Genomic DNA, 13,326 nt, shown 5'->3' on the forward strand with positions numbered 1-13,326 from the left:
TGAAAAACGTTGCCAGAGCTATTTTTGCGCTGAAACTCCTCGCTATACTGCAAATAGAATAAAAGATCAGGGTTGAAGATGCGTATGGAACAACCACAATTTCAGTTAATGGATGAAGATCAGCTGTCTGTCGAGCTGATTGATGCCCAATATAATTTAAAAAAGACCCGAGGCCAGAAAAATGCCAAAAGTCTGGTGATTCTGGTGAATGGCATTGAGCTGGCCGGCAAGGGTGAAGCGGTCAAACAGCTACGTGAATGGGTCGATCCGCGCTATTTGCGCGTGAAAGCCGATAAGCCCCAGTTAGCCGGCCCAAAGCAGACCTTGTGGCAACCTTATGCGCGTTTTATTCCAGCTGAAGGCCAGATCATGGTGCTGTTTGGTAACTGGTACAGTGATCTGCTTGGCAGTGCCATGCAAGCTGAAAGCCCGCTGAATGATGCACAGTTTGATGAATATCTGCAAGAGATGCAGGCCTTTGAACAGGACCTGAAAAATAACCATGTCGATGTGATCAAGGTCTGGTTTGACCTGTCCTGGAAAGTCTTGCAAAAACGTCTGGATGCCATGGATCCGAGTGAAACTCACTGGCATCAACTGCATGGTCTGGACTGGCGCAATCGCAAAGAATATGACACCTTGCAGCGCCTGCGTCAGCGCTTTACCGAGGACTGGTTCATTATTGATGGCGAAGATGAACAGCAGCGCGACCAGCAATTTGCCCAGTATATCCTGAGAGCCTTGAAACATTGTCCGGATCACCCGGCCAGAGCCAAGGGAAGATGGAAGCAGGCCAAGATTCCTGAGCAGTTAAAACATCCTTCCATGACCCAAGCCCAGCCAGAAGATTACAAGCCGGAATTAAAAAAGTTAACCGCGAAGGTCGCTAAAGCCATGCGTTCCGATTCGCGTAATGTAGTGATTCTGTTTGAAGGCATGGATGCCGCTGGCAAGGGCGGCGCGATCAAGCGGATTGTCAAAAAACTCGATCCACGTGAATATGAAATTCATACCATTGCTGCACCAGAAAGATTTGAGCTGAACCGTCCCTATTTATGGCGCTTCTGGACCAAGCTGCAAACCGATGATGATATCTGTATTTTTGACCGTTCCTGGTATGGCCGGGTATTGGTAGAGCGGGTAGAAGGATTGGTCAGTGCGGTGGAATGGCAGCGTGCTTATGATGAAATTAACCGTTTTGAACAGAGCCTGGTCAAGCATCAAACAGTGATTGTGAAAATCTGGCTGGCAATCTCCAAAGAGGAACAGGCAGCACGGTTCAAGGCGCGTGAAGATACACCGCATAAGCGCTTTAAAATTACTGAAGAAGACTGGCGTAACCGGGAGCGCTGGGACGATTATCTGAAAGCGGCAGCCGATATGTTTGAGCATACTTCGACCGAGGAAGCGCCCTGGCATATTATTGCGACCGATGATAAGAATACCGCGCGGGTAGAGGTACTAAAGGCTATTTTAAAACAGCTTCAGGCAGAATAATCTGCCTGAAGTAGAGAATTTTAAACAGTTTAAAAATATTTAGCTTAAACAGGATTAACCTTGGGCGACCTGTTTTTGCTGAATACTTTTAGCGGTGCGATAGCAGTCTTGCACATGAGCATCGGCAATTTTTTTCATGACAAAATAACCCAGACTTGCGGCCACCAGCTGACCACCCAGCGGAATGAATTTTGTGACTTGCTTTATCATCACTTTCGCTGCAACATTGTTCAAAGATTTTTTAACTGCCGTACGTGCGACCACCAGACCGGAAAATTCTACGCCACGTTTACGCAGCTCTTGCCAGTGAATCTGACGGGTTTTCGGATCGTAGACACTGATCTGCTCAGGGGACAGGCCGAAGCGGGCATTGATCTCGGGAATCAATTGCGACAAGATGCCGACATCAATGACCACGTCCATAAACGGTACCGGAATCACGGCAGCACCAGCAGAATAGTAGGCGCGTTTTTTGGTGAGTTCCAGGCATTCGTCGCGGATTTGTTCTAAATCTAGGCTCGGATCGAGACGTTCAGGAATTTTATCTAATTTCATGGGCACTACCTAAGCTCTATGTTGTTTTTTTCTATTCAAGCATCTTTAAGATGCTTTTTTCAAAGAAATTTTTCGACTGAAGTGTGGTTTTAAAGTGTCATAGAGCGCTCGGGATGTATAGTAAATAATCTTTATCGTTTTGTAGTAAAAACCACATTCAGCAGTTCAGGGGAACCAATGGCCATCCATGTTATTCAGAGTCAACGTATTGATGTGCTTTTGGATAGTATGCTGCGTATTGTCAACCAAACTGCCCGGAATCCATTTGAGGTGTTACAAACCCGGCATTTTATTGTGCCATCTCCGGCTGTAGAAACTTGGCTGACCCAGAAAATTGCCGAGAAAAAAGGCATTAGCGCCAATACCCAGTTTCATCACCGGATTCGCGCCTTTCAATGGACCTCTTATCAGTGGGTATTGAATGCTCCCAAAGAAGTGGAGCAGGTCCGTGAAGCCAATATTCCGCGTATTATCATCAAATGGCGCGTGTTTCAGGCGCTACGAAAATGCATTCTGCCTGAACAGATTCCTTTAGACGTCGATCATCCGCTGTATTCTATTGTGAAGCGGATTTATGACAGTGCTGACCGGCTGGAGCAGGGTACAGAGAAGCAGCTGAAAAAACAGAGCATGCTGTACTGGGTAGCCGAGCAGGTGTCGCGTTTGTTTAGCCATTATATGGATTATCGCGGTTATTGCGCGCGTAACTGTCCTCCAAACAACTGTGGTTGTCCGAGTAACTGGTTAGAGTCCTGGGGGCAGGATATTGCGCTCGATATCGAGCAAATGATCTATAGCCCCAAAGATGAAAATGGTCATGAGATGCAGGTGGCGGATTTTGTCAAGATTCAGGCGCGTGAACTGGAAGCTTGGCAACGCTGGTTGTGGCAGCATGTATTTCAGGATGATTATGCCAAAATCCTGGAGATTGAACGCCTGTATTGGGAGCGGCTGGAGAATGCAGAAACCCGCGCTCAGGCTCTAAAACGACTGCCGGCCCAGATTGTGGTATTTAGCCTGCTGGAACTGCCACCCAGCCAGCTGGATTTTTTACGCCGTTTGGGGCAATACATTGATATCTATATTTTTCACTTCAACCCTTCGCAGGAATACTGGGCGGACAGTGTCGATCCTGACTGGAAAGCCAGATTTGATTTGCAGCGGGAAGAGCGCTTTATTCAGCGTTTTGAAAAAACCCGTCAACGTAAACCGAATGATGCGGAAATAAAAGACTTCAGGATCAAGCAGCTGAACTTTAATGCCGAAGACCGGGAATCGCGGCATCCGCTTCTGACCCGATTCGGCAAGCAGGCACGGGATCATTTTTCTCTACTCTCTAAACTGTCTTCGGGGGAAGAGGGTCTCTGGGCCGATGTCTTTGTCGATGAATATCAGGACAGGCTGCTGGCCAAAATCCAGTCAGATATCCTGTATTTGCTCGAGCCTGAACAGCATCAATATGCTTTAAGCCCTGACGATGATTCGGTACAGATTCATGTCTGTCATTCTTCATTACGTCAGCTGGAAGTCCTCAAAGAACAGCTGATTCACTGGCTGGCTCAAGATACGAATGACGTGCCGCGTCAGCCTAGTGATATTCTGGTGCTGACGCCAAGTCTGAAAGAACTCGAACCGGCAATTCGCAGTGTCTTTGCCCCGCCACCGCGTGAGCGCGAGACTGGTAGCAAACGCTTGCAGAAAGATAACCTGTATTTACCGATCCAGATTGCCGGGGTGTCGCGTCTGGATGTCAGCAATGCCTGGCGCGCGGTACTGGGCCGGATTCAGTGGGTACGTCGCCGTTTCAGTATTGAGGACTTTGCCGACTGGCTCAGCCTGAATGCCACCCAGCAGTATTATGGTCTGGACTATAGTCAGGTAGAACGGATGTTGCAGTTGCTGACAGATGCTGGCTTCAAGCGTGGACTGGACCAGCAGCATTTACAGCAAAGTCTGAGCGCAGGCGATGAGGATTACCGGTTTAGCTTTAAATTCGCGCTGGACCGTCTGGCGTTGGGTCTGGCGATTCCTGAACATACCCTGTTTCAGGACACCTTGAGTTATGCCAAGGTTCTGACCAGTGATTTTCCCTTGATATCCACCCTGATCCGGATTTATCAGGATCTGGTAGAGCGCCGTGACTGGCTGACTTTGCATGAAACCGGACAGCGCACGCCAGTCAAAACTTGGCTGGAATATCTGCGCGCCGATCTGAACGAGTTCCGTGATGCTGGCGTGGAATCGCTCAAAACCGTTGCCGAGATTATCGACAAGCAAATGCGGATGCTGACCTTGGCCGATTATCATGACCAGGATGATCCGCATGCCAGTCAGGAACTGGTGGCACTCAGTCTGCCTCTGCCTTATGTGCTGGAAGAAATTCAGAATACCCTGGAGATGCAGCTGGATCAGGCCGAACCGACCGGACAGATTACTTTTAGCCAGATTGGTCAGATCCGGCCATTGCCTTATAAACTGGTGGTGATGCTGAATCTGGATAGCGGTAAATTTCCGAGCCGCAATCAACAGGTTCCGTTTGACCTGATGCGCAGCCTGAAGCCGCAACTCGGTGACCGTTCCCGTCTGGATGACGAGCAGGGTGCTTTTCTGGATGCCTTGCTGCTGGCACAGGAAAATCTATGGCTGTTCTATAATGGTTTTGATCTGGAGGATGGCGAGGCTCGCGATCCATCCACTGCCTTGCAGGAACTGGTTCAGCATATCGCGCTGATTTGCCAGTCTGAACAGCCGGATGCCGAAGTCGATCCGATGGTGGATATTCATGGTCTGTCCGTGGCTCAACATATCCGGCAGCTTTATCATGTACATCCCTTGCAGCCTTTTGATCCGGCCGGATTTACAGATATGCAGACACCACGTTATCAGGATCAGTGGTTTGCGGTAGCAGAGTATATCCGCAGTGCCGAAGGCAAACGCAGCAGCTGGATCAATGCACATTATCCGGCACTAGAACAAAAAGAAATCCGGGTACTCAAAGGTGATGAATGGATCCGAGATATGATTTTCCCGGCACGTCTATTCCTGAAAAGTGTCGGGGTTTCCACGATTCGCTATGCCGATTTGCCGAGTTCCCGGGAACCCTTATTATTGAACAAACTGGAACAGTATCAGGTACGGGATTTCCTGTTGCAACAAGAGCAGGAGATTGAGCCGAACCTGATGCTGGACCGTTTGCCGGTGGGCAAAACTCAGCAAGCCACCTGGCTGGGCAGCCAGCAGGAACAGCAGCTGTTACAAGAACGTTTGCTGCAGTTGGATAAAGAACTGACGCCAGTTACCCAGCAATCCTTGCAGTTCAGTCCTGAACTGATCATTCATATAAACGTGCCTCAGGTTCCACACAGCAGCTACTGGCTGAGTATGCAATCCTCTTCGGCCTCGGAAAAACGCCGTGCCCAGGTCTGGCTGGAGTATCTGTTGTGGCTGGCTTACTTAAATGACGATGCACGCTCACCAGCACTGGAGCGCATTGTCATTTTCAGTAATAAAACCCTGAAGTTTTCTGGCTTGAGTTCGAGCAAGGCACATGAGTATTTGCAGCTCTGGTTAAAGGCCTGGGAAATTGGTCAACAGCAGCCGCTGGTCTTGCCGGCAGAATTACTGATGAAAAAAGAGTGGCAGTGGGCCGAGAATGAACAGGGCAAAATGACTATTGTGGAAATGCCAGAATTGCTAAAGGCCTGGAACAACAGCTATGAGAGTGCCAAACCTTTGGCTTCGGATGAATCCAGTCTGCTGCATCAGGACTGGCAATTTATTTTGCAAGATCAGGATCCGGATCTGGCCTTGCAAAATTGCTGTCATGATTTTGCTCATGGCCTGTATGCGCCGATTCATCAACATCTGGAGTGGGTGAAATAGCCGTATGACTTTCTTAAAGCAGCAGATGCAAAAAGGCATTTCCACCAATCCGATTCAGGACATGAAATTCCGTGGCCTGCACTGGATTGAAGCCTCGGCAGGAACCGGCAAGACCTATACGCTCTCCAGTCTGATGGTGCGGATTTTTCTGGACCAGTATTATCCGCATCAGGTGATTGCGACGACATTTACCCGTAAGGCCACGGCTGAACTGAAAAACCGGGTACGGCTTCGCATCGAGGAAACGCTGGCTTATATCCAGCGTCATCAGCAGCTCAATTCAGTTGAAATCACAGCAAAAATCCAGAATGAAACCGATCCTTTATTTCAGCAGGTACTGAAAGATTATGGTTCACGGCTGGATTATGCCCGTCGCCGTTTACGTCTGGTGCTGAACCAGCTAGATGAACTGTTTGTTGGCACCCTGGACAGCTTTAGCCAGAAACTGTTACGTGAATTTGCATTTGAAAGTGGCAAGATTGAACGTGCAGAACTGACCGAAGATCAGGATCTGTATATCCAGCAGCTGATTCATGATGTGCTGCGTGACTGGATTCAGCAACAGCCGCAATATATGGTCAATCATCTGTATGTCCAGAATCTGCTGAAACCGGTGGAGCATTATACCGGGCTGGTGCGTGATGCCCTGAATTTCAGTAAGCAGCATTTTCGCAAGATCGAACCGGCTGAATGTGACCTGAACAAATTGGAAGCCTGTATTAGCCAATTATTAAATATTCAGGAGCATGATCTTGCCGTCATGCGGCGTTATTGTCAGGAAAGTCCGAAGTATTTTCACAAGAGTTTTTTGACCAAGTTAACCGAAATTTGTGAAAACTTTATGACCTGGAGCGCAGCCCTGAAAAATCAGGGTGGCATGAGTTTCTTTGATGCTGAATTGCAGCCGATTTTACTGAATCTGTGCCATTTGCGCCGCAAGAAAACCGATTTCCAGCCGACCACTCAGGTCTTTAACAAAAGCTGTCCGGATGCAGAGCAGCAGCTGATTTTGCAACATAGTCTGATCGTGGCAATTGATGCGCTGTGTGAGGTCAAACAGTATCTGGATGAGCAGCTGCAACAGCTTACGACCTATCTGGAATTTCATATTATTCAAAGTGTGCAGACCCGTTTGCCACAAACCTTGCAGCAGCAGGGTGAAACCACTTTTTCCCAGCAAATTCGTACATTGGCGGAAGCATTGCAAGGCCAGCAGGGACAGCGTTTTGCCCAGTTTGTACAGGCACGTTATCCGCTGATTCTGGTCGATGAATTTCAGGACACCAACCAGGATCAGGATGATTTGCTGGCCAAGATCTGGCGTGATGCCAACCGGGTGCAGTCCGGCTGCATGATTATGGTCGGTGATCCGAAACAGGCAATTTACGGTTTCCGTGGCGGCGATATGCTCACCTATAACAAGGCACATGCCGATGTGCTGCATAAACAGGGCCGCGAATATACCCTGATGCAGAACCATCGGTCAGTCAAACCACTCGTAGAAGTGGTTGATGCGCTGTTCCAGCGGCAAATGGATTTTGGCGAACAGGTGCAGTACACCTTGATTCAGGCCGGTAGTCGCCCGCATCCAGATCTGGTCGATATGGGCAGGATCAACCCGCAGCCTTTACGATGGATTCAGCTAGGTGAATCGGACCTGGAGGCAGACCAGGTGGCCTGGAAAATCCGTGCATTGCTGAATCAGTCTGCCCAGCAGCAACTGTACTTTCAGCAGCAAGAGCATCAGCAAAGCCTGAGCGCAGATGATATTGCCGTGTTGGGATTTGGGCATTTTGCTCTGGAACAGGTGAAGCAGCGTCTGCAGCGTATGGGCATTCCCTCCTATAAAGAATCCAAACAGAGCGTGTTTGCCAGTCCCATCGCTCAGGATGTCGCGGCCGTATTGACGGCGATTATGGATCCTTTCAATGAGGCCAAGGTCAAGCGGGCTTTACTAACCCGTCTGCTGGGCTTCAATCTGAAAAAACTGATTGATTTGCAAAGCCAGAGTGAAGGCCTCAGTCGCTATATTGCGGATCTGGATATAATTCGGGAAATGTGGTTTGAGAAAGGCTTTTTGACCGCCTGGAATTATGCACTGAACCTGTTTCAGGTCTGGACCAATCTGGTGGCCAGTCAAAGTCTGGACAATGAGCGGGTGGTGGTCAATCTGCGCCATCTGACCGAGATGCTGAGCCAGCAGAGTGAATATTATCAGGGGGCGCAAAAACTCTATCACTGGTATTTGCGCCAGCTTCAGTCACCTTCAGGCAAGGACAGCGAAAAAGAACGCAAGCTGTCTGGGGATCATGGGGTGCAGCTGATGACCATTCATGCCTCCAAAGGGCTGGAATTTAAAGTGGTGTTTTTATTGGGAGCCGATGCTGCTTTTGATGTGAATAAAGGCAACCTGAATTTTTCCCTATCTGCGCCTGAACAGGACAATATTCTGGAACAATCCCGGGTGATTGCAGTCAATCACAAGAATTTACATGAGCAGGCGATTCTGCAGAATGCAGCGCGTAATGCTGCCGAAAACCACCGACTCTGGTATGTGGCGCTGACCCGTGCCAGTCACCGGGTATATGCCATGCTGCAGGACCAGAATGCACTGTCCGATTCCGGGCTGGCCTTCTGGCGTGGTCAGGGAGAGCAACTGTTTCAACATGCTTTAAGTCTGGTCGAGCCGTCTCTGTCTCAGGAACCACCGCGCCTGGTCGAGCAGTCGAACCATCATCAGATTGACATGCGGGCGCAATCTTTGCCAGAGCGGCAGTTTTATCCGCGAACCAAAACCAGTTTTACTGCCTTGTCACAGCATCAGCTACATGGACATATCTTGCAGGACGACCTGGTCACGGCTTCAGAACAGCCCGACAGTGCTGCTGATGAGATTCATTTTACCGGTCTGGAAGAACAGCCAGCAGCCGTGCCCTTAGACTGGATTAGGCTGAATTTTCCTAAAGGTACAGTGGCCGGAACTTTCTTGCACAGCATTTTTGAACATATCGATTTTCAGGACAGCAGTTACTGGAATCTGGAAATCCGGCGCCGTTTTAAAAATACCGCACCGCAAATCTGGCAGGAACTGAAAGAAAAATTTGAACAGGCTTTTCATATACGTAGTGTACTGGAACAGGCCTTTTCCCTGCATTATCAGGCCGCTGTGGTGAATCTGCGAACCCTGTTTCAGGCCACAGCTCAGGCAGATTTCAAAGCCGAGGAATTGCGTCATAGTATGCAGCGCGTATTGTCCAGCCTGAACTATAAGTTATTGACCGGAATTCGCCTGCATGACCAAAGCAAAGCTTATCGCCAGCAATGGCAGCAGCTGTTTCACTCGGCACAACAGCTCGATCGTTCGGGTCTGCTAGAATTTTTAGGTCAGTTTCAGGTGTATTTCGATGGGCTGGAGGATGACTCCTTTATCCAGTTTTTTGAACAGGAAGTGGCCCAGCTCACACGCTCTGCAAGCACTGAATCGCTGAATGTGGACAGTATTTTCCAGACTGCTTTTGATGGCTTGTTGGACGAGATTACAGAAGATATTTTGCTGAACCTGATGCATGACTGGGTACATGACATTCTGGCCACTCCGATTCAGGTAGATTTTGCTTTGGCGCAGCTGGAGGCTAAACAGTATCTGTCAGAATTTCCTTTTTATCTGTCCTTGACCGATGCCCCTTTGCAGATTCGGCAAATCCATCAGCTTTTTCTCGGACATGACATAGTCATGAGCGATTTTAATGAGGCCAAATCGGCGCGATATCTGACCGGTTCCATCGATCTGGTGTATTTCGATGGCCAGCGCTACCATATTGCCGATTATAAAAGTAACTTCCTCGGCCCTGATCAGCAGCAATATAGCGCTGAGGCGATTCAGGAGAATATGAGCCAGTCCAGTTACTGGTTGCAGGCCGCTCTGTATCTGGTGGCGCTGCATCGTTATCTGAGTGCCAATATGCAGGGCTATTCGATTCAGCAGCATCTGGGCGGCGCAACCTATCTGTATTTGCGCGGGATGAATGGTCAGACGCAGCAAGGAGCCTATCATTGGCAACCGGACACTGAATTCATAGAAAAACTGGATCAAATCCTGGGCTATTTTGAGCAGAAAAAATCAGCATGATTTTGCAGTTTTATAAAATATATAGAAATTAAACAGAAAACTATCCTGTGGATAACTTTGAGGATAACTGTGTGGAAAATGAGCAGAATCACGTGTCGCAGCAAGACTCCAATTTAATGGCTTGGATTGACTATCTGTGTCGGCCTCCATTCAGTACAGCTGCATTTGATCCGGCAGCAAAATTATTGATCCAGCAATTGCTTGAAGCGATGCAGGCGGGGGATAGCTGTATCGAATTTGATCCTCAGCAGGTTGCCTTATTACATAATCTGGTTCTAGACCGCCGTCAGCAGAGTGCAGGAATTGCACCATTTATTTGTGCAGATCAGCATTTATATTTGTACCGTTACTGGCAGCTGGAGCAGGCGGTAGCCTCACATATTGCTCGGATTAAAGCCCAACCGGTTACCGCTATTGATTTATCCGAACGTAATCGCAATTTATTGTCAGATCCACAGCAAAAATTGGCACTGGAAATGGTTGCGCGGCAGGCGCTGAATATTATTACCGGCGGTCCGGGTACCGGTAAAACCTATACCTTGGCGCATATGATTGCGGTCCTGCATGAAGCCTTGCCAAATATCCGGATTGCCATGGCAGCACCTACCGGAAAGGCCGCACAGCGCATGAAAGAAGCACTGCAAAAAGCCTTGCACAGTGAAGCTCTACAACAGTTTGAGCTAGAACCCTTAAAACAGTTACAACCGGTCACCCTACATCGCTTATTGGGTTTGGGTACTCGCGGACAGCCACGCTTTCATGCCAAACAACCTTTGCCCTATGATGTGATTGTGGTCGATGAAGCCTCGATGCTGGATTTGAATCTGTCACAGATGTTGCTGGCCGCCGTACCGTCTCATGCACGGCTGATTTTACTCGGTGATGCAGACCAGCTGGCTTCTGTGGATGTCGGAACGGTACTGGCAGATTTACAGCAAGTAGTGACTCTGGAGGATAACCGAGTCAATTTAATCACCACGCGACGTTTTGCGCCAGGGGCCAAGATTGGCGCAATAGCGGAGTTTATCCAGCAGAATCATGAGCCTTCTCATGTCTTGCAGAAATTTGAGCAGCAGATTGTGGCAGCCAGTGAGTTACAGGCGATCGATTTGGATCAGGTCGAAATCGACCAATTGCAGCTACAATATCTGCTCTCGGGCACCGAACAGACCGCGCATAGTTTGAATCAGTATTATGACCAGCTGATGTATGGTTATCAGGCTTATGTACAAGCCATAAAAACAGAACGAAACTCAACTGATTTTGAACACTATGTGCAACAGGTGGTCAAAACTTTTGATGATTACCGTATTTTAACGGCAATCCGTTCTGGTGATCTGGGGCTGCTCAAGATCAATCTACAGATTGAACAACGTTTTTTAGCAGCCCAAGGTCAGTTGAAACAGGGCGACTGGTATGTCGGACGACCCGTCATGATGAGCTATAACGACTATCAGTTGGGCCTGTCCAATGGTGATATTGGTATCTGTTTTTTACGTGAGCAATCTGGTCAACGTCAGTTTGAAGTGTATTTCCCGAGTCTGGAAAAATGGGTATTAGCCACCCGTTTACCTAAAAGTATTGAAACCGCTTTTGCGCTGACCATTCATAAATCTCAAGGTTCAGAATTTTCCCATACGGCAGTGGTGCTGGATCAATATGCAAAAAATTTATTGAGCAAAGAGTTGATTTATACTGCAATTACTCGAGCCAAAAAAGTGGTCAGTTTATTGGTAGATTATGATGCTTTTACACAAGCACTTTGTGTTAAAACTACCCGGAAAAGTGGTTTGAGCCAAAAAATCATTGAACAATCTAGTAATTTAATTGGCAAAAATAATCAAATCTTGTAGGTAAAAGCTTACAAGGATTCAGGAAATTGACGCATAGAGCTTTTGCTCGGTTTTTGAGAAGATTGGTTCTACAAAATAACTCAACACGGAAAGTTGAGCATAATCGCATAATGATAATAATAATGTCGGTAGACAGCGAACTTACAGTGAAGTAAGTGAAAGAGGAAACTTACAGCCGCTAAGCCTTGTAGTTTTGGGAGAGACTACAAGGCTTTTTTATATCCTGATTTTTTTATAGGAAGCTTGCTGGATTTTTATCCTAATTTCTTAGCAAAAATTTTCAGCCCTAGCCAGTAAACTTAAGTAAATAGCGTTAAATAAAACGAGAGCTATGTAACATTATGCAAATTTTCACCCTGTGATGTACGAAATGGCTTACAGCAAAATGAGGCAAATACCTCTAGTTGTCTGGTGGGAATATGGCAAAATCTACCACACAAGGAAGATGATTTTTCAACAGGATGTTTGAAAATAATAATAAGCGTAAAACGCCATAATAATACAATAAATAATAATGATAAGAGAAAGAACTACAGCGCCAAAAAGCCCGAGTTTACTCGGGCTTTTTTTTATCCATTTTCTATGGGGAGTAGCTGAAGATTCAAGCGAGCTAAAGGGTTTGCGGGCTTTTCAAAGGAGTTTCTATATTTAATTTATTCTGGATTTATTTCATTAAAATAATGCAAAACCTGAATCTTTAAGGAACAAGAGTCATCGGATCTGAACTGCATCAATGAGCAACCAAAACCATGCAAAAATCTGGATCTATTTTTGCAATTTGATGCGTTTTCCCTTAAAATATGCAACTTGCTGTAGTGATGCACGGCAGTCAAGGTTTTGAATTCTCATCACTTTGATTTTTATCAAAATATACAAGCATCTCGGAGAAATCGAATGGCTTTAACTAACGCAGATCGCGCAGAGATCATGGCTAAATTCGCTCGCGCTGAAAACGACACTGGTTCACCAGAAGTTCAAGTAGCTCTTTTAACTGCTCAAATCAATGATTTACAAGGTCACTTTAAAGAGCATAAACACGACCACCATAGCCGTCGCGGTCTAATCCGTATGGTTAACCAACGTCGTAAGCTACTTGACTACCTTAACGGTAAAGACCACGGTCGTTATGTAGCATTGATCGGTGCTTTAGGTTTACGTCGTTAATTCGATTTAAACTTTATTTTCGGGTGTATTGCATGCTTTGTGCTGTATTACTGAAAACTAAAGTCGGCTTAGCTTTGCGCTAAGCTAGTGGAAGGGGCGAATGTTTCGCTCCTTCTTTGTGTTTAAAAATAGTATTTAATCTGGTGAGGTCGGCTTCTAAGCTTTGTCATTTACTCGTCCATATGGTCATGAATGCCAAACCTTAGGGGTCTCCACTAGAATAATTGTTCACAAGAACTAGGAAAA

The 13,326-nt window shown here is 47.1% G+C and carries 6 protein-coding genes; 5 read left to right on the forward strand and 1 reads right to left on the reverse strand.

The window, feature by feature from the left end:
- Positions 1–78 precede the first annotated feature (78 nt).
- Positions 79–1,497 (forward strand): polyphosphate:AMP phosphotransferase, encoded by a 1,419-nt coding sequence (locus tag F894_RS02495; protein WP_005245848.1) that lies wholly within the window; start codon positions 79–81, stop codon positions 1,495–1,497.
- Positions 1,498–1,551: 54 nt separating this feature from the next.
- Here the strand turns inward: F894_RS02495 and F894_RS02500 are convergent, their stop codons facing one another.
- Entirely contained in the window at positions 1,552–2,052 is a 501-nt protein-coding gene (locus tag F894_RS02500) for a hypothetical protein (RefSeq protein WP_005108051.1), read from the reverse strand.
- Between the two features lie 177 nt (positions 2,053–2,229).
- Here F894_RS02500 and F894_RS02505 point away from each other — a divergent pair, with 177 nt between their 5' ends.
- From F894_RS02505 to rpsO, 4 genes are all read left to right on the forward strand, one after another.
- Complete coding sequence (locus F894_RS02505; RefSeq protein WP_005245849.1) at positions 2,230–5,934, forward strand: exodeoxyribonuclease V subunit gamma; 3,705 nt, start codon at positions 2,230–2,232, stop codon at positions 5,932–5,934.
- A 4-nt stretch (positions 5,935–5,938) separates the two neighbouring features.
- Complete coding sequence (locus tag F894_RS02510; RefSeq protein WP_005245851.1) at positions 5,939–10,063, forward strand: UvrD-helicase domain-containing protein; 4,125 nt, start codon at positions 5,939–5,941, stop codon at positions 10,061–10,063.
- A 71-nt stretch (positions 10,064–10,134) separates the two neighbouring features.
- Complete coding sequence (recD, locus tag F894_RS02515) at positions 10,135–11,916, forward strand: exodeoxyribonuclease V subunit alpha (protein ID WP_005245853.1); 1,782 nt, start codon at positions 10,135–10,137, stop codon at positions 11,914–11,916.
- A gap of 894 nt (positions 11,917–12,810) precedes the next feature.
- Positions 12,811–13,080 (forward strand): 30S ribosomal protein S15, encoded by a 270-nt coding sequence (rpsO, locus tag F894_RS02520; protein ID WP_004278577.1) that lies wholly within the window; start codon positions 12,811–12,813, stop codon positions 13,078–13,080.
- Positions 13,081–13,326 lie beyond the last annotated feature (246 nt).

Source organism: Acinetobacter sp. CIP 51.11, from assembly GCF_000369665.1.
Lineage (GTDB): Bacteria > Pseudomonadota > Gammaproteobacteria > Pseudomonadales > Moraxellaceae > Acinetobacter > Acinetobacter lwoffii_S.

Coding starts and splice junctions, on each gene's coding strand:
- F894_RS02495 (WP_005245848.1), top strand. CDS start 79: ATGCGTATGGAACAACCACAATTTCAGTTAATGGATGAAGATCAGCTG.
- F894_RS02510 (WP_005245851.1), top strand. CDS start 5,939: ATGACTTTCTTAAAGCAGCAGATGCAAAAAGGCATTTCCACCAATCCG.
- F894_RS02505 (WP_005245849.1), top strand. CDS start 2,230: ATGGCCATCCATGTTATTCAGAGTCAACGTATTGATGTGCTTTTGGAT.
- F894_RS02500 (WP_005108051.1), bottom strand. CDS start 2,052: ATGAAATTAGATAAAATTCCTGAACGTCTCGATCCGAGCCTAGATTTA.
- rpsO (WP_004278577.1), top strand. CDS start 12,811: ATGGCTTTAACTAACGCAGATCGCGCAGAGATCATGGCTAAATTCGCT.